This is a genomic window from Salipiger sp. D13 (assembly GCF_003703915.1).
Taxonomy (GTDB): domain Bacteria; phylum Pseudomonadota; class Alphaproteobacteria; order Rhodobacterales; family Rhodobacteraceae; genus Salipiger; species Salipiger profundus.
In genome coordinates, this window is record NZ_ML112591.1 from 358,260 (window position 1) to 375,481 (window position 17,222).

At 67.6% G+C, this 17,222-nt stretch carries 20 protein-coding genes; 8 read left to right on the forward strand and 12 right to left on the reverse strand.

Annotated elements, in window-relative coordinates:
• Positions 1-2 precede the first annotated feature (2 nt).
• From D6860_RS05995 to D6860_RS06010, 4 genes are all read right to left on the reverse strand, one after another.
• Positions 3-1,466, reverse strand: a complete 1,464-nt coding sequence (locus tag D6860_RS05995) for an efflux RND transporter periplasmic adaptor subunit (protein WP_076622566.1) — start codon at positions 1,464-1,466, stop codon at positions 3-5.
• Between the two features lie 106 nt (positions 1,467-1,572).
• Entirely contained in the window at positions 1,573-2,115 is a 543-nt protein-coding gene (gene moaB, locus D6860_RS06000) for a molybdenum cofactor biosynthesis protein B (RefSeq protein ID WP_076622567.1), read from the reverse strand.
• 8 nt (positions 2,116-2,123) lie between these two features.
• Positions 2,124-2,690 carry a hypothetical protein gene (locus D6860_RS06005; protein WP_229743257.1) on the reverse strand — a complete coding sequence of 189 codons (567 nt, stop codon included), beginning with the start codon at positions 2,688-2,690 and terminating at the stop codon, positions 2,124-2,126.
• Entirely contained in the window at positions 2,687-3,499 is an 813-nt protein-coding gene (locus D6860_RS06010) for a uracil-DNA glycosylase (RefSeq protein WP_076622568.1), read from the reverse strand. Before D6860_RS06010 ends, D6860_RS06005 begins: the two co-directional genes overlap by 4 nt.
• Before the next feature lie 139 nt (positions 3,500-3,638).
• On the opposite strand from D6860_RS06010, the gene D6860_RS06015 reads away from it, so the two are divergent.
• The 6 genes from D6860_RS06015 to D6860_RS25190 all read left to right on the forward strand — a co-directional run bounded on the left by D6860_RS06015 (position 3,639) and on the right by D6860_RS25190 (position 7,829).
• Entirely contained in the window at positions 3,639-4,589 is a 951-nt protein-coding gene (locus tag D6860_RS06015) for an aspartate carbamoyltransferase catalytic subunit (RefSeq protein ID WP_076622569.1), read from the forward strand.
• Positions 4,586-5,137 (forward strand): aspartate carbamoyltransferase catalytic subunit, encoded by a 552-nt coding sequence (locus tag D6860_RS06020; protein ID WP_076622570.1) that lies wholly within the window; start codon positions 4,586-4,588, stop codon positions 5,135-5,137. The genes D6860_RS06015 and D6860_RS06020 overlap by 4 nt, the downstream gene beginning before the upstream one ends.
• Before the next feature lie 43 nt (positions 5,138-5,180).
• On the forward strand, positions 5,181-5,576 hold the full coding sequence (locus D6860_RS06025; RefSeq protein WP_076622571.1) for a hypothetical protein: 396 nt from the start codon (positions 5,181-5,183) through the stop codon (positions 5,574-5,576).
• A 99-nt stretch (positions 5,577-5,675) separates the two neighbouring features.
• The gene (pyrC, locus tag D6860_RS06030; RefSeq protein WP_076622572.1) at positions 5,676-6,965 is read left to right on the forward strand and encodes a dihydroorotase; all 1,290 of its coding nucleotides are present in this window, start codon (positions 5,676-5,678) and stop codon (positions 6,963-6,965) included.
• Positions 6,965-7,576: a glycerol-3-phosphate 1-O-acyltransferase PlsY gene (gene plsY / locus D6860_RS06035; protein ID WP_076622573.1), complete on the forward strand. Its 612-nt coding sequence runs from the start codon at positions 6,965-6,967 to the stop codon at positions 7,574-7,576. The genes pyrC and plsY overlap by 1 nt, the downstream gene beginning before the upstream one ends.
• 109 nt (positions 7,577-7,685) lie before the next feature.
• A complete protein-coding gene (locus D6860_RS25190; protein ID WP_164845631.1) occupies positions 7,686-7,829 on the forward strand; it encodes a hypothetical protein in 144 nt (47 codons plus the stop codon).
• Positions 7,830-7,853: 24 nt separating this feature from the next.
• On the opposite strand, the gene D6860_RS06040 is transcribed toward D6860_RS25190, so the two are convergent.
• The gene (locus D6860_RS06040) at positions 7,854-8,453 is read right to left on the reverse strand and encodes a 2-hydroxychromene-2-carboxylate isomerase (RefSeq protein WP_076622574.1); all 600 of its coding nucleotides are present in this window, start codon (positions 8,451-8,453) and stop codon (positions 7,854-7,856) included.
• A gap of 102 nt (positions 8,454-8,555) precedes the next feature.
• Between D6860_RS06040 and D6860_RS06045 the strand changes: the two genes are divergently transcribed.
• Positions 8,556-9,566 (forward strand): ribose-phosphate pyrophosphokinase, encoded by a 1,011-nt coding sequence (locus D6860_RS06045; RefSeq protein WP_076622575.1) that lies wholly within the window; start codon positions 8,556-8,558, stop codon positions 9,564-9,566.
• A gap of 138 nt (positions 9,567-9,704) precedes the next feature.
• Here the strand turns inward: D6860_RS06045 and D6860_RS06050 are convergent, their stop codons facing one another.
• The 7 genes from D6860_RS06050 to D6860_RS06080 all read right to left on the reverse strand — a co-directional run bounded on the left by D6860_RS06050 (position 9,705) and on the right by D6860_RS06080 (position 16,299).
• A complete protein-coding gene (locus tag D6860_RS06050; protein WP_076622576.1) occupies positions 9,705-10,052 on the reverse strand; it encodes an H-type lectin domain-containing protein in 348 nt (115 codons plus the stop codon).
• 103 nt (positions 10,053-10,155) lie between these two features.
• Positions 10,156-10,590, reverse strand: coding sequence for a F0F1 ATP synthase subunit epsilon (locus D6860_RS06055; RefSeq protein ID WP_076622577.1), 435 nt, complete (start codon positions 10,588-10,590; stop codon positions 10,156-10,158).
• A gap of 44 nt (positions 10,591-10,634) precedes the next feature.
• Positions 10,635-12,059, reverse strand: a complete 1,425-nt coding sequence (gene atpD, locus D6860_RS06060) for a F0F1 ATP synthase subunit beta (protein ID WP_076622578.1) — start codon at positions 12,057-12,059, stop codon at positions 10,635-10,637.
• A 16-nt stretch (positions 12,060-12,075) separates the two neighbouring features.
• Complete coding sequence (locus D6860_RS06065; protein WP_076622579.1) at positions 12,076-12,960, reverse strand: F0F1 ATP synthase subunit gamma; 885 nt, start codon at positions 12,958-12,960, stop codon at positions 12,076-12,078.
• Between the two features lie 21 nt (positions 12,961-12,981).
• Positions 12,982-14,520: a F0F1 ATP synthase subunit alpha gene (gene atpA / locus D6860_RS06070; protein ID WP_076622580.1), complete on the reverse strand. Its 1,539-nt coding sequence runs from the start codon at positions 14,518-14,520 to the stop codon at positions 12,982-12,984.
• On the reverse strand, positions 14,521-15,087 hold the full coding sequence (locus D6860_RS06075) for a F0F1 ATP synthase subunit delta (protein WP_017468007.1): 567 nt from the start codon (positions 15,085-15,087) through the stop codon (positions 14,521-14,523).
• A gap of 462 nt (positions 15,088-15,549) precedes the next feature.
• Entirely contained in the window at positions 15,550-16,299 is a 750-nt protein-coding gene (locus tag D6860_RS06080) for a class I SAM-dependent methyltransferase (RefSeq protein WP_017468008.1), read from the reverse strand.
• Positions 16,300-16,362: 63 nt separating this feature from the next.
• On the opposite strand from D6860_RS06080, the gene gloB reads away from it, so the two are divergent.
• A complete protein-coding gene (gloB, locus tag D6860_RS06085; protein WP_076622581.1) occupies positions 16,363-17,118 on the forward strand; it encodes a hydroxyacylglutathione hydrolase in 756 nt (251 codons plus the stop codon).
• Positions 17,119-17,222 lie beyond the last annotated feature (104 nt).

The following is a 17,222-nucleotide window of genomic DNA, read 5'->3' on the forward strand; positions in this document are numbered from 1 at the left end:
GATCAGCCCCCCATCCGCGCTTCGAGCCGTTCGACCACCTGTGCGGGAACGCGCTCCTGCGCCAGCTGGGCAAGGATGCGCTGCTTGGCCTCGTCGGGCATCATGGCGTTGTCCTCGACCATGGCGACGAGCCGCGCGCGGTGGTCCTCGGTCAGCTCGATCAGGTCGGGCTCGGCCGGCGGCGCCTCGGCGGCCCCGGCCCCACGCATCGGGCGAACCTTGATGCCAGCGCCCAGCAGGGGCGTGCGCTCCATCACCACCTCGCGGCCCTGCAGCTCGTCGGCGCGCACCAGCACGTCGTCGCCCTGACGGCGCAGCAGCATGACCCGGATCGGCTCGAGCCGCTCGTCCTCGGTCAGAACAAGCACCTGGTTGGCCGCGTCGAGCGCCGTGGATGGCAGGCGCACCACCCGGTCGAGCGGCGGCTCGGTCACCTCGACGGTGACGAAATCGCCCGGCTTGAACCCGGCCGCGCGGTCGAGCGTGGCATAGAGCAGCCGGCCGGTCTGGCCCTCGCCCACCGCCGCGCCCTCGCGCGAGAGTGTCCCGCTCGCGGTCAGGCTGCTGCCGAACAGCTCGAGCCGCGCGGTCACCGGCGCCTCGCGCAGCCGGCCGTTTTCGTCGAGCAGCCGGGCGTATTGCTGGGTCGAGACCCTGAACGCCACCTCGAGCGCCTCCGGGTCGATCAGCATGGCAAGCTGTTCGTTGGCGGATACGCGGCGCCCGGCCACCACCGACACATCGCTGAGCTGTGCATCGAAGCCGGCGCGGATCTCGGTCTCGTCGAGCCGGCGCTGCGCGTCGTCGCGGGCGATGCGGGCACGGGCAAGGCTGGTCTCGGCCTGATCGACGCGCGCCTCGGCCTGTGCCAGCGCCTGCCGGGCCGAGACCACCGCCTGCCGGGCCGAGGCGGCGGTCAGCTCCGCCTCTTCGACGGCCGCCGCGGTGCCGACCTCGCGCGCCGCAAGATCCTGCTGCCGCTCGAAGGCCCGCTGGCGCAACGCTGCCTGCTCCTCGGCCGAGGCCAGAACGTCTTCCTCGAGACCAACGGCGCGCCGCGCCTCGCGCAGCTCCGCCTCGGCATCGAGCAGCGCGCTGTCGGCACGGGCAAGCTCGGCCTCCATGTCGGCGGGGTCGATCCGGGCGAGAAGCTGGCCTTCTGTGACGCGGCCGCCATCGACGAATTCCGGCGCGAAATCAATCAGCGTGCCGGCGACCGCCGCCCGCAGCTCGAGCGTGCGGCGGCTCTGGACCTCGCCGAAGGCGGTGAGCACGGGGGTCAGCGTCTCGAACTCGGCCGGCACGACATTGACCGCAAACACCCGCTCGCGCGCCTGCGGCATCCGCGGCGTGTCGTTGAGGCGCGCCTGCACCGCGTCGCGCACCAGCACGCCGGCATAGACCAGCAGTCCCAGCGTCAGCGAGAGCAGAAACAGCCCCAGCAGGCTCTGTCGAAGAAAACGCATATCCTGTCGCCCTGACCCTTCATCGTGGCCGCCCCGGAGGCGCGGCCATCCGCATCGTAGAGGGCGCGCGCAGTCACGCGCCACTCACATCATACGCGAGGCCGGGCTATTTCCGTCGCTTGTGCTCGTCGAGACGTGGAAAAATTTCGACGAAATTGCAGGGGCGGTGCCGGTAGTCGAGCTGGAAGGCCAGGATCTCGTCCCAGGCGTCCTTGCAGGCGCCGGTGCTTCCGGGCAGCGCGAAGAGATAGGTTCCCCCTGCGACACCGCCCGTGGCGCGGCTCTGCACCGCGCTGGTGCCGATTTTCTGCATGGAAATCATGGTGAAGACCGTGCCGAAGGCGTCGATCTCCTTTTCGTAGACGTCGCGGTGCGCCTCGACGGACACGTCGCGCCCGGTCAGCCCGGTGCCGCCCGTCGACAGGATCACGTCGATCTCGGGATCGGCGATCCACTCACGCAATTGTGAGGCGATGCCATCGCGATCATCGGTGGTGATGGCGCGCGCGGCGAGCACGTGGCCGGCGTCGGTGAGCCGCTGCACCAGCGTGTCGCCGGAGCGGTCGTCGGCCAGCGTGCGGGTATCGCTCACGGTCAGAACCGCGATGCGGACGGGGATGAAGTCCTTGGACTCGTCGATACGGGACATGGCGGGCCTCAGCGGCAGGGATCGGTCACGGGCAGGCGCGGCGTCTCGAAGATACGGTCGAACCGCCGCAGCGAAGAGTCTTCCGCGATATGCGCCGCGAATGCCAGAGGCGCTGTGTCGCGGTCGGCGCAATCGAGCGCCAGCCGGGCGCGCTCGGCCGAGAGCGCCGTGTGCATGGCCGTCCGGCGCGCCTCGGGCGTGAGGCGCGGCACGGTGGTCTCGGCGAAGAAGTCGACGCCGCGCAGGAGCTGCCCGGCAACCCGGTCGCGCTGTTCGGCCGTGAACTGCGCAGGGCAGCTCTGCACGGCCGCCGCGGCCGTCACCAGCCGCCGCAGGGCGCAGCCCGCCGGCCCCCAGGCGCTCTGGTCCGCCACCCGGATGCGTTTGCCGCGACGCTCAAGGATCACCGGTCCCGGCAGCTCCAAGTACTCGACGCCCGGCGCAGGGCGCTCGACCTCTGCCGCGTGGCGCGCGAAGACCGCGTCGTAGTCGATGACGAACCCGTCCTGCGCGGCGGCCGCCGAGGCGACGAGTCCCAGCGCCAGCGCCAGCGCGGCACGCGGGGCCGCGCTCACCCGCCTGCCTTCAGCTTCGCGGCAAGCTCGAGCACGTCGGCCCAGGCCTCGCGCTTCATCTGCGGCTGGCGCAGCAGGTAGGCGGGATGGAACATCGGCAGCGCCGGACGGCCCTCGGCCTCGGCCCACTTGCCGCGCAGCCGGGTGATGCCGCGCCGCCCCAGCAGCGCATCGCAGGAGATGTTGCCCATGATCACCAGCAGCTCGGGATCGACCAGCGCGATATGCTTGGCCAGGAACGGCTTCATCATCGCGATCTCGTCGGGCTTCGGGTCGCGGTTCTGCGGCGGCCGCCACGGCAGCACGTTGGTGATGTAGACGTTGCGATCGCGCGAAAGGCCCACCGGCGCGAGCATCCGGTCGAGAAGCTGCCCGGCGCGCCCGACGAAGGGCTTGCCCTGACGGTCCTCGTCGCGCCCCGGCGCCTCGCCCACGATCATCACCCGCGCATCGGCGGTGCCGTCGCAGAACACGAGGTTCCGCGCCCCGCGCTTCAGTTCGCAGTGCTCGAAGGCGGCCATGGCCTCGCGCAGGGCATCGAGCGTGGTGGCCTGTGCGGCGGCCTGCTGCGCGACCTCGACCGGGTCGGGTCCGGTGTCCAGCGGCACGGGGCCCGGCATCGGCGCACGTCCGCCAGCGGCGGCGGCGGGGGTGGCACGCGCGGCGGCACGGGCCGCCTGCGCCTCGGCCTCGGCGGCGAAGCGGTCGACCGGCAGTTCGCCCATCGTCTCGTCGGCGCCCATCTCGAGCTGCCAGTCCAGCGCCGCGCGCGCCCAGTGCCAGTCCATTTCCGTGAAGCCCGAATCCATGATGCCGGAGTTTACGCGCCGCGCCCCGCGGCCTCCACCCTCAAACGCGGAGACATGCGCGGATGCAATTCACGGGCGAGCCCTTGTCGCCCGCCCTGCACGTTCCTATAACCGACCCGTTTTCCGTGGAGGCCAAGCCATGCGTTTCGACCAGCGTCACCTTCTGGGGATCGAGCCCCTGCGACCCGACGAGATCACTACGATCCTCGATCTCGCGGACCAGTACGTGACGCTCTCGCGCGGGCGCGAGAAGCACTCGAACGCGCTGGCGGGGCTCACCCAGATCAACATGTTCTTCGAGAATTCCACCCGCACGCAGGCGAGCTTCGAGATCGCCGGCAAGCGGCTCGGGGCGGACGTGATGAACATGGCGATGCAGGCCAGTTCCATCAAGAAGGGCGAGACGCTGATCGACACGGCGCTGACGCTCAACGCCATGCACCCCGACCTGCTGGTGGTGCGCCATCCGCATTCCGGCGCCGTCGACCTGCTGGCGCAGAAGGTGAACTGTGCCGTGCTCAATGCCGGCGACGGGCGCCATGAGCACCCCACGCAGGCGCTGCTCGACGCGCTGACCATCCGCCGCGCCAAGGGCCGGCTGCACCGGCTCAACATCGCGATCTGCGGCGACATCGCGCATTCCCGCGTCGCCCGCTCGAACATCCTGCTGCTGCACAAGATGGAGAACCGCATCCGTCTGGTGGGGCCGTCGACGCTGATGCCGAGCGGCATCGACGCCTTCGGGGTCGAGGTCTACGAGGACATGCGCGAAGGCCTCAAGGACGCCGACGTGGTGATGATGCTGCGCCTTCAGAAAGAGCGCATGGACGGCGGCTTCATCCCCTCCGAACGGGAATACTACCATCGCTTCGGGCTCGATGCCGACAAGCTCGCCCACGCCAAGGACGATGCCATCGTGATGCACCCCGGCCCGATGAACCGGGGCGTCGAGATCGACGGCACGCTCGCCGACGACATCAACCGGTCCGTGATCCAGGAGCAGGTCGAGATGGGCGTCGCGGTGCGCATGGCGGCGATGGACCTGCTGGCACGCAACCTGCGCGCGCGTCCCACCGAGCTTTCCGCATGACCACCATGCGGATCAACGGGTCGGAGACCGGCACCGTCCGCGTCTTTCACCTCGACCTGCCGCCGGAAGCGGTCGAGCGGTTCACCACGCAGGCCGGCACCGGCGAGTTTCCCCTGCAATATGCGCTGGGGGCAAAGGACCTGCGCGCCAGCTTCGTCGACGTGGTGAACATCGACGACCTCGGCGAGATGAGCGTGTCGTCCTACCTGTCCGAGGCCTACCAGGTGCAGGGGCCCGAGCTTCGCCAGATGAAGCCGCAGCTCGACGCGCTGAGGGGGCATCTCGTGATCCTGCCGAGCCAGGCGTTCGGTCATGTCGGTCAGGAGCTGACCGTCGCCAGCCCGCTGCGCTGGATCGGCACCTTCTCTGAGGAAGCCGCGACACCGCGCGGCCCGGCGCTGCGCGCGACTTCGGCCACGGGAAGCGCAGGCGTCGGGGTGCCGGGCAAGACGCCCGACAGCCGCCGCCCGCTGGCGGTCACGCTGATTGGGCTCGCGGTGCTGGTGCTGATCGTGCTCGTCTGGGCCTTCGGGGGCTCCGGCGGATGACAGCGGCCGCCCCCGATCGCGCGGCGCATTGCAGGAGCGGCGCATGAGCGTTCGCGCAACCTTCGCCCCCGACCGCGCCACCTACATCCAGAGCCACGTGACGCTCGCGGTGCTGGCCATGCCGCTCGCGATGATCGTGCTCTGGCTCACCGGCACGCCACACGTCTGGACCGGCGCCATCGGCGGGCTCGCCGCCGTGGCGCTGCGCGGCTGGTATCTCATGTCGGAAGAACTGGGCCACGTCTGGACGCTGACCGACGAGGCGCTCGACGGACCGGCGATGCGCCACGTGCCGCTGAGCGATCTCGCGAAGGTCCGGCGCATCGGATCGGCGGTGCAACTCGTCACGCGCGGCGGCGACAAGCATCTCGTCAAGTTCCAGGCTGACCCGGCTGCCACAGTCGCCCGCATCGAGGCCGCAAGGGCCGCCGCGACATGAGCTTTCCCCTTCCCCTTCGACCGTTCTTCCAATACTCCGGCCCTGCCCGGGCCACCCGCCGCACCACCCGCGATGTCTGCTGAGGGACCGTCACGCGCCATGACCGACACGAGCCTGCTCATCACCAACGCCCGCCTGATCGACCCCGAGTCGGGGACCGTCGCCGAAGGCGCGGTGCTGCTCAGGAACGGATTGATCGCCCGGCGGTTCGACACGCCGCAGCCCGACGCCGAGGCGGCCGAGACGCTCGACGCAGGCGGCGCCTTTCTTGCGCCGGGCATCGTCGACATCGGCGTGAAGGTGGGCGAGCCGGGCGAACGGCACAAGGAAAGCTACAAGACCGCCGGGCTTGCCGCGGCGGCGGGCGGCGTCACCACCATGGTCACCCGCCCCGACACCGATCCGGCGATCGACACGCCCGAGGTGCTGGAGTTCATCCGCGACCGGGCCGAGAACGACTCGCCCGTCAACGTGCTGGCGATGGCCGCACTCACCAAGGGTCGCGAAGGCCGCGAGATGACCGAGATCGGCTTCCTGCTCGACGCCGGCGCCGTGGCCTTTACCGACTGCGACCACGTCGTGACCGACACCAAGGTTCTGGCCCGCGCCATGACCTATGCCCGGTCGCTCGGGGCGCTCATCATGGCCCACCCGCAGGAGCCCGGCCTGTCGCGCGGGGGCGCGGCGACCAGCGGCAAGTTCGCCTCGCTGCGCGGCCTGCCCTCGGTGTCGCCGATGGCCGAGCGCATGGGGCTCGACCGCGACTTCGCGCTCGTCGAGATGACCGGCGTGCGCTACCACGCCGACCAGATCACCACCGCCCGCGCCCTGCCGGCGCTGGAGCGCGCCAAGAAGAACGGCTTCGACGTGACGGCCGGCACCTCGATGCACCACCTCACGCTCAACGAGATGGACGTGGCCGACTACCGGACCTTCTTCAAGGTGAAGCCGCCGCTGCGCTCGGAGGACGACCGACAGGCCGTGGTCGAAGCGGTGCGCAGCGGGCTCATCGACATCATCGGCAGCTTCCACACCCCGCAGGACGAGGAATCGAAACGCCTGCCCTTCGAAGAGGCCGCGAGCGGCGCCGTGGGGCTCGAGACCATGCTGCCGGTGCTGCTGCGGCTCTACCATTCCGGCGAGCTTGACCTGCCGACGCTGTTCCGCGCGCTGTCGCTGAACCCGGCGAAACGGCTCGGACTGGCCTGCGGCCGGATGGCCGAGGGCGCGCCCGCCGATCTCGTGCTGTTCGATGCCGACAAGCCGCTGATCCTCGACCGCTTCAAGCTCCGGTCCAAGTCCAAGAACACCCCGTTTGACGGCGCCCGGCTTCAGGGTAAGGTTCTCGCGACCTTCGTGGCCGGCACCAACGTCTACCGGAGCGCCTGATGCTTCCCGAGATCACCACCCCGCCCGTCCTGCTCGTGCTCTGGGCCGTGCTCGGCTACCTGCTGGGCTCGATCCCCTTCGGCATGCTGCTCACCCGCCTGATGAACCTCGGCGACCTGCGCAGCATCGGCTCGGGCAACATCGGCGCCACCAACGTGCTGCGCACCGGCAACAAGGCCGCCGCCGCGGGCACGCTGATCCTCGATGGCGGCAAGGGCGCGGTGGCGGTGCTGCTCGCCCGCTGGCTCGCCGGCGAGGACGCCGCCCAGCTCGCCGGGCTGACGGCCTTTCTCGGCCACTGCTACCCGGCATGGCTCGGCTTTCGCGGCGGCAAGGGCGTGGCGACCTTCCTCGGGCTGATCCTCGCGCTGAGCTGGCCCGTCGGCCTGCTGAGCTGCGCCACATGGCTCGCCGCCGCCGCGCTGTCGCGGATCTCGAGCGTCGGTGCGCTGGTCGCGGCGCTGCTGTCGACCGCGTGGATGCTGCTTCTGCGCGAGTACGAATTCACCGCGCTCACGCTCGCCCTCACCCTGCTGATCTTCTGGCGCCACCGCACCAACCTCGCACGCCTGCGCAGCGGCACCGAGCCCAAGATCGGCCAGAAGGGCTGACCCGGCAAAAGCGACCTTCCAGACACCACAGAACGCCCCAACGTTCGTTCCGCGGAACCAACGGCGCCCTCAGGCCGTTGAGACGCGAACGAAAAACGGACCCAGGAACATGAGCCCCTTCATCATTCTTCTCCTCATGGCCGCGAGCGTGGCCACCCTGTTCGGCCTCAGCGGCGCGATGATCTGGTGGGCCGGCCGGCTGCCCACCGAGCAGGCCGCCGTCCGCGCCACGGTCCCCAGCCCGCGCGCCTGAGGCGGGGCTGCGGCACCGCCCGGATCAGAGCTTGCCCGAGAGGTGAAGGTCGAGATCCTCGAGCCGGTCCTGCCCCCAGAACTTCTCTCCATCGTCGAGCACGTAGAACGGTGAGCCGAACACCCCGGCGTTCACCGCGTCCTCGAGATTCGCGCTGTAGACCTCGGCCCCGGTCAGCATCCCGCTGAAGGTCAGGCTCGGGTCGAAGCCGGCGGCGGAAAGACATTCCTGCACGACCGAATCCTCGGCGACGTCCTTCTCCTCGGCCCAGACCGCGCGCAGCAGGCCATGCACGAGCCCGGCCATATCTCCCCCGCCCGCCTTCTGCGCGGCGATGATCGCATAAGAGGCCGGCGCAGCGTTGGTCGGGAAATGCGCCGGCTTGAAGGTCAGCGGCATCCCCAGCTTGCGTGCCTGCCGCGGCAGCTCCTGTGCGCGGTAGGCGATCCGCGAGGGATGACGCTCGGGCAGCGGCGCCCCGCCGGTGCGGGGAAAGAGCGCCATGATGTCGAGCGGCTTGTAGGTGACCGTCAACCCGTGGCGATTGGCGATCGCTTCCATGCGCAACCCGGCAAGATAGGCATAGGGCGAGAGAACCGTGAAATAGTAATCCAAATGCGCCATTGTCCGGCCTCCGTTCGCGTGTGTCTTTGCCACACGCTACCTGCGTGCTAAGCGACCGGCAACGTCACGAATCTGTCAAATCGCTGCCGGAGCCCCCGCCCCATGCCCACCGTCATCGAACCCAAGCTCATCTCGGGTAATTCCAACAAGCCGCTCGCCAGCGCCATCGCGCGCCGGATGTCGCTCTACCGCGGCATGTCCGTCGGTCTCGTCGATGCACGGGTCGAGCGGTTCAACGACCAGGAAATCTTCGTCGAGGTCTACGAGAACGTTCGCGGCGAGGACATGTTCATCCTCCAGTCGACCTCGCGCCCGGCGAACGACAACCTGATGGAACTGCTGATCATGGCCGACGCGCTGCGCCGCTCCTCGGCCTCGCGGGTCACCGCCGTGATGCCCTACTTCGGCTACGCCCGTCAGGACCGCCGCACCAAGGCGCGCACGCCGATCACCGCCAAGCTGGTCGCCAACATGATCGCCGAGGCCGGGATCGAACGGGTCCTGACCATGGACCTGCACGCGGCCCAGATCCAGGGCTTCTTCGACATCCCCGTCGACAACCTCTACGCCTCGCCAGTCTTCGCGCTCGACATTCTCAAGCATTTCGCCGGCGAACTCGACGACGTCATGGTCGTTTCCCCGGACGTGGGCGGCGTGGCCCGGGCCCGCGAGCTTGCCAAGCGCATCGGCTCGCCCCTGTCGATCGTGGACAAGCGCCGCGAGAAGCCGGGCGAAATCGCCGAGATGACCGTCATCGGCGACGTCACCGGCAAGAAGTGCATCATCGTCGACGACATCTGCGACACCGCCGGCACGCTGTGCAAGGCCGCCGAGGTGCTGCTCGAGCATGGCGCGACCGAGGTTCATGCCTACATCACCCACGGCGTCCTGTCCGGCCCCGCCGTCGAGCGCGTGACGAACTCGGTGATGAAGTCGCTGGTCATCACCGACAGCATCGCCGCCACCGATGCCGTCGCCGCGGCCCCCAACATCCGCATCGTGCCCACCGCGCCGATGTTCGCGCAGGCGATCCTCAACATCTGGAACGGCACCTCGGTCAGCTCGCTCTTCGAGACCGAGACCCTCGGACCGATCTACGAAGGCATCCTCTGACCGGTCCACCCCGGGCGCCCTGCCCTTCTTCTGGCTGAAAATATCCCGGGGGTGCGGGGGCAGCGCCCCCGCCTCGGGTGGGCCGTCAGGCCCACCAGACCTGCCATCCCGCGCCGCGCCCGGGCATCGCAGGCACTACTAGAGATCCCAGTCGTCCTCGCTCGCCACCTCTCCGATCGCCGTCCACGACATGTGCACCCGCGCCACGCGGGTGTCGGACCAAGTGCGGAACACCAGTTCGAATCCCGAAGGCGTGACGTTCTCGGCCTGCACGTCGGCCCGCAGGTTGGCGCTCTGGTCGATGTCCCAGAGCGACAGCGACACCTGCACGACCGGCGCCGACCGGAACGGCTCGGAGAAGACCACCGCCTGCCGCCGCTCCCGCGCGCCCGAGCCGGTCCACATCTCGCCGCCTGTCTCGAACTCCGAGAAGACCTCGGTTTTGCCCTGGTCGATGCCGATCAGATGCGCCTGAAGTTTCCGCATGTGTCCTCCCCCCTGCCTGCGGCGATGGTGCAATCCCTGTCCCCGAAACGCCAGAGGCTCCGCACATGGCGGGGCCTCCGAATGATCCGAAAGGAAAGCTGCCTCAGAAGTTCGGCGACATCGGGTCGAGCCCGATGTGCGAGCCCACGGCAACCATGTCCTGCAGCAGCTTGGCCGCGTCGTCGACCGGGCCCGGCTCGTTCTCGTAGGCTTCCTTGGCCTGCTGGTAGGTGGCCTCGGCCTCCTTCACCAGCGCCTCGTAGGTCGCCTGATCCATGTCGGCATGCGGCACGGCCTTTTCGGCGAGCACGGTCATGCCGTCACCGATCTCGACGAAACCGCCGGTCACCACGAATTCCTCGGTGCCCTTCTCGGTCACGACCGTCAGGATACCGGGACGCAGCGTGGTGATGGTCGGCTCGTGGCCCGGGCCGGCCGTCAGGTCGCCCTCGGAGCCGGGAATCGACACCGACGAGGCCTGAGCGGACAGAAGGCTGCGCTCGGGGCTCACCAGATCGAATTGCATCGTATCAGCCATCAGGGCCTCCGGTTAGATGGGGGGCCAGGGCCCCCCGCAGTGACTTAGGCCGCTTCCGCAGCCAGCTTCTCGGCCTTGGCAAGCACCTCGTCGATGCCGCCGACCATGTAGAAGGCCGCTTCCGGCAGGTGGTCGTATTCGCCGGCCACAACCGCCTTGAACGACGAGATGGTGTCCTCGAGCGGAACCTGCACACCGTCGGAGCCGGTGAACACCTTCGCCACGTCGAACGGCTGCGAGAGGAAACGCTGGATCTTCCGGGCGCGGGCCACGGTCAGCTTGTCCTCTTCCGACAGTTCGTCCATGCCGAGAATGGCGATGATGTCCTGCAGCGACTTGTAGCGCTGAAGGATGCCCTGAACGGCGAACGCGGTGTCGTAGTGCTCCTGGCCGACGACGGCCGGGTCCATGAGACGCGACGACGAGTCGAGCGGGTCCACGGCCGGGTAGATGCCAAGCTCCGAGATCGCACGGTTGAGAACCGTGGTCGCATCGAGGTGGGCGAAGGTCGTGGCAGGTGCCGGGTCGGTAAGGTCGTCCGCGGGAACGTAGACGGCCTGGATCGAGGTGATCGAGCCGTTCTTGGTCGAGGTGATCCGCTCCTGCATCGCGCCCATGTCGGTCGCCAGCGTCGGCTGGTAACCCACGGCCGAGGGGATACGGCCGAGAAGTGCGGACACCTCGGAACCGGCCTGCGTGAAGCGGAAGATGTTGTCGACGAAGAACAGAACGTCGGTACCGGACTGGTCACGGAACTGCTCGGCCAGCGTGAGGCCGGTCAGCGCGACGCGGGCACGGGCGCCCGGCGGCTCGTTCATCTGGCCGTAGACCAGCGCCACCTGCGACTCCGACAGGTTGTCGGGCTTGATGACGTTGGATTCGATCATCTCGTGGTAGAGGTCGTTGCCCTCACGGGTCCGCTCACCCACGCCGGCGAACACGGAGAAGCCCGAGTGCACCTTGGCGATGTTGTTGATGAGCTCCATGATGAGAACGGTCTTGCCCACGCCGGCGCCGCCGAACAGGCCGATCTTGCCGCCCTTCGCGTAGGGCGCCAGCAGGTCGATGACCTTGATGCCGGTCACGAGGATCTCGGACTCGGTCGACTGCTCGTCGAACTCGGGGGCGGGCTGGTGGATCGCGCGGGTTTCATCCGCGTTCACCGGGCCCTGCTCGTCGACGGGCTCGCCCACGACGTTGAGAATGCGGCCGAGGGTCGCGTTGCCCACCGGCACCGAGATCGGGCCGTCGGTGTCGATCACTTCCTGACCACGGACGAGACCTTCGGTCGAGTCCATCGCGATGGTGCGGACGGTGCTTTCACCAAGGTGCTGAGCAACTTCAAGAACCAGTTTCTTGCCGTCGTTTTCGGTGGTCAGAGCGTTCAGGATCTCGGGAAGGTGGTCGTCGAACTGAACGTCGACCACGGCGCCGATGACCTGGGTCACTTTGCCTTTTGCGTTTGCCATTTATCGTCTCCGGTTCTTAGAGCGCCTCGGCGCCCGAGATGATTTCGATCAGTTCGTTGGTGATGACCGCCTGACGCGAACGGTTGTACTCGATGGTCAGCTTGTCGATCATCTCGCCCGCGTTGCGCGTGGCGTTGTCCATGGCGCTCATCCGCGCGCCCTGTTCCGAGGCCGCGTTCTCCAGCAGAGCCGAGAAGATCTGGGTCGCGACGCCCCGCGGAAGCAGGTCGGCGAGGATGCGCTCCTCGTCGGGCTCGTAGTCGTAGAGCGGGCCGGACGCGTCGGCATCATCGGTTTCCGGCGCGTCGTAGGACGCCGGGATGATCTGCTGCGCGGTCGGAACCTGCGAAATCACCGACTGGAACTTGGCGAAGAAGATCGTCGCCACATCGAACTCGCCGCCGTCGAAACGGGCCAGCAGGTCCTTGGCGATGTTCTGCGCATCGGCATAGCCGAGCTTCTTCACTTCGCTCAGATCCACGTGACCGACGAACAGGTCGCCATGGTCGCGCTTGAGCTGCTCGCGGCCTTTCTTGCCGACGGTCAGGATCTTGACCGTCTTGCCCTTGGCCTTGAGCGCAGCGATCTCGTTGCGCGCCTTCTTCACGATCGAACTGTTGAAGCCACCGCAGAGGCCGCGTTCGGCGGTCATGACGACGAGCATGTGCACGTCGTCGGAACCGGTTCCCGAAAGCAGCTTCGGCGCGGTGGGGCTGCTGCCGACCGACGCGGCCAGCGCACCGAGCACCTTGTTGAAGCGCTCGGTATAGGGCCGCGACATTTCGGCAGCATCCTGTGCCCGCCGCAGTTTCGCGGCGGCCACCATCTGCATGGCCTTCGTGATCTTCCGGGTCGACTTGACCGAGGAGATCCGATTCTTGAGGTCCTTGAGGCTAGGCATGATCCTGTCCTTTCAGGGCGCTCAGGCGTAGGTCTTGGCGAATTCGTCGAGCACTGCCTTCAGCTTGTCCGCGGGTTCGCCCTTGATCTTCGGATCCTCCGACTCGATCCAGTCGAGGATGTCCTTGCGCGTGCCGCGCAGGTACGCCAGCAGCGCCTTTTCGAACTTGCCGACCTCGTTGACCGGAACCTCGTCGAGGTAGCCGTTGGTGCCGGCGAAAATGACGCAGACGATTTCCGCGTTGGTCAGCGGCGAGTACTGCGGCTGCTTCATCAGCTCGGTCAGACGCGCACCACGGTTCAGCAGGCGCTGGGTCGAGGCGTCGAGGTCGGAACCGAACTGCGCGAAGGCGGCCATCTCACGATACTGCGCGAGCGACAGCTTCACCGGGCCGGCAACCGAGGACATCGCCTTGGTCTGGGCCGAGGAGCCGACGCGCGACACCGACAGACCGGTGTTCACGGCAGGACGGATGCCCTGGAAGAACAGTTCGGTCTCCAGGAAGATCTGGCCGTCGGTGATCGAGATCACGTTGGTCGGGATGAAGGCCGACACGTCGCCGCCCTGGGTCTCGATGATCGGCAGCGCGGTCAGCGAGCCGGCACCGTGATCCTCGTTCAGCTTCGCCGAACGCTCGAGCAGGCGCGAGTGCAGGTAGAAGACGTCGCCCGGGTAGGCTTCGCGGCCCGGCGGACGGCGCAGCAGCAGCGACATCTGGCGGTAGGCCACGGCCTGCTTCGACAGGTCATCGTAGATGATGAGCGCGTGCTTGCCGTTGTCGCGGAAGTATTCCGCCATCGCGGTCGCGGTGTAGGGCGCGAGGTACTGCATCGGCGCGGGGTCCGACGCGGTCGCGGCGACGACGATCGAGTAGTCGATGGCGCCGGTCGCCTCGAGACGCTTCACCAGCTGTGCCACGGTCGAACGCTTCTGGCCGACGGCGACGTAGATGCAGTAGAGCTTCTTGCTCTCGTCGTCGCCCGCGGCGTCGTTGTAGGACTTCTGGTTGAGGATCGAGTCGAGCGCGATCGCGGTCTTGCCGGTCTGGCGGTCGCCGATGATCAGCTCACGCTGGCCACGGCCGATCGGGATCATCGCGTCGACGGCCTTGAGGCCGGTCGCCATCGGCTCGTGCACCGATTTACGCGGGATGATGCCGGGCGCCTTCACGTCGGCGACGCGACGCTCGGAGCCCTCGATCGGGCCCTTGCCGTCGAGCGGGTTGCCGAGGCCGTCGACCACGCGGCCGAGCAGGGCTTCACCCGCCGGCACGTCCACGATCGAGTTGGTGCGCTTGACGACATCGCCTTCCTTGATGTCGCGGTCGGACCCGAAGATCACGACGCCGACGTTGTCGTTCTCGAGGTTCAGGGCCATGCCCATGATGCCGCCCGGGAATTCGACCATTTCGCCGGCCTTGACCGCGTCGAGGCCGTGAACACGAGCAATACCGTCACCGACGGAGAGCACGCGGCCCACCTCGGCGACTTCGGCTTCCTGTCCGAAGTTCTGGATCTGCTCCTTCAGGATCGCCGAGATCTCGGCTGCTTGGATACCCATTTATCCGACCTCTTTCATTGCATTCTGGAGGGAGTTGAGCTTCGAGCGGATCGAGGTGTCGATCATCTTCGAGCCCACCTTGACAACTAGACCGCCGATAAGCCCCTCATCGACGGTGGTCTTGATCTTCACGTCCTTGCCGACGCTCGACTTGAGCGTCTCCGCCAGCTTCGCAGCCTGCTCGTCGGACAGCGCCGTGGCCGAGGTCACCTCGGCGGTCACTTCGCCCTTCGCATCCGCGATCATCTCGCGCAGGTGCTCGAGGAGCTGCGGCACGACGAACAGGCGGCGCTTCTCGGCCATCAGGCCAAGCGCGTTCCGCAGCGCCGGGATCAGGTCCATCTTGTCCGCGACCGCGAGGATCGCGGTCTTCATTGACTGGCGGGAGTAGACGGGCGACGCGATCAGGTCGCGCAGGTCCGGGCTGTCGCCGATCGCGAGCGCCAGGTCGCCCACGTTCTCTTCGAGCTTTTCGAGATTGTTGTTCTCTTTGGCGATTTCGAAGATCGCCGTGGCATAGCGTGCCGCGATGCCGCTGGAGATCGAAGCTGGTTCTGACACGTCCACCCTTCCGTCGTAAGGCCCCCGCGACACACGGGGCGTCCCGGCGTCCGGAGGCGTTGTCCCTGCCTTGAAAGAGCTCAAGGCGTCGAAATCAGCGCGGATGTAGCAGAGCCACCCGTAGCTCGCAACATGCTTAGGGGTTTTTAAAGGGTCGGTGAAGGCAGGTTTTGCGCCCCCTGCCGAAAGACCGTGCAAGAGCACGTGCGGCAGGGTTTTGTTAAATAAACATTTTTCTTCGTATCAGGGGGTTAGCGCGCATATTGACGCTCCCGTCGATCGAGCCTCCAAGATAGCGCAAACGGGGCAAAACATGCCCGTTCGCGGCATCCCGGACACACCGCGGCACCAACTGAAGTCGGGGGTTGCGGTCCGGCCGGAGGTGTATCTCGCGCAGGGTCGAGGCATGGGTCAATGCCGCGCACGTCACGTCCCGGTGATCCGATTCTGCGGTGCGCCCGGCAGTCTTCAGATCGGCTTTGAGCCCTTTTCGGGCCGCGGCGTGAGCACGTCGAGCGGGTTCGGTACGCGGACCTTGTCACCCAGCCCGCGCCTCTGTGGCGGGTAGCGTTTCGAGACCCGCACGATCAGCACGCCGCCGGCGACCAGCGCCGGAATGGCGCGGCCGACCTTCTCCCACATCGGACCGGTGCGCATCCAGAAGCGCCGGCTCGAGGGCGGCTGGTAAAGCACCGAGACATGCGACCGCCGCACGAAGTCGTGCCGCTTGAGCTGCGCGTCGAGCTGGCTCAGGGAATAGGGCCGCCCATAACCGAAGGGGGTGTTGTCGGAACGCGCCCAGAGCCCGGAGCGGTTGGGCACCACCAGCAGCGCCTCGCCCCCCGGCCCCAGCACACGGTAGCATTCCTCCAGAACCTCGGAGGGCCGCTCGGAGGTCTCGAGCCCGTGCATCATCACCAGTCGGTCGACATGGCCGGTCTCGAGCGGCCAGAGCGTTTCCTCGCACAGCAGCGCCACGTTGGGCTGCCCGGCCGGCCAGGGGATCACCCCCTGCGGTCCGGGCATCAGCCCGACGACCCGACGGCTGGTCTTGAGATAGGGGCGCAGCAGCGGCACCGCGAAGCCGTAGCCGACGACCGTCTGCTTCGTGGTGTCCGGCCAGAAGCGCACCACCTGGTCCCGCACGATCCTCTGCGCCGCGCGCCCGAGCGCGCTGCGGTAGTAGAAATCCCGCAGGTCGTGCACGTCCAGGTGCATTGCGGCGGCGCTCCTCATCCGGTTAGCTGGGTGCAGACTGCCAAAGCCCGAGAGGAAAAGTCCATGGAGATCATTACAGTCCCCTGCCTCAGCGACAATTATGCCTACCTCGTGCAGGGACCCGATGGCGTCTGCCTGGTGGACGCCCCCGAAGCCGGGCCGATCATCGAGGCGCTCGAGACGCGTGGCTGGAGCCTCGACACGCTGCTGATCACCCATCATCACCACGACCACGTCGGCGGCGTCGCCGAGCTGCGCGAAAGATACGGCTGCACCGTCATCGGGCCCGGGGCGGAAGAAGCGAAACTGCCGCCGCTCGACCGCGCGGTCGAGGGTGGCGACACGATCACCGTGGCCGGCACGCCGGTCGAGGTGATCTTCGTGCCGGGCCACACGCTGGGCCACGTCGCATTCTATCTGCCCGAGGCCGCGGCGGTCTTCACCGCCGACAGCCTCATGGCGCTCGGCTGCGGCCGCGTTTTCGAGGGCACCCCCGCGATGATGTGGGACAGCCTGTCGAAGCTCGCCGCGCTGCCGCCAGAGACGATGGTCTACTCGGGTCACGAGTACACGAGCGCGAACGCCCGCTTCGCATTGACTATTGAACCGGACAACGCCGCGCTTAAATCTAGGGCAGACGCCATCGCCAAAGCCCGGACAGAGGGGCACCCCACCGCCGCCTGCAAGCTGTCCGAGGAACTGGCCACCAACCCCTTCCTGCGTCCCGACTCCCCCGAGATCCAAGATCTCTTGGGCCTTCAAGGCGCGCCCGCGGCCGAGGTTTTCGCCGAAATCCGGGCCCGGAAGGACAGCTTCTGACCCGCCGCTTTTCACGCCAGATTGCCTGGTAAGACTTAAATGTGACCGGCGGGGCCTCAGAAATTCCTTGAAGCGTGGTCGGTATCGACCAAACTTTAACTGTA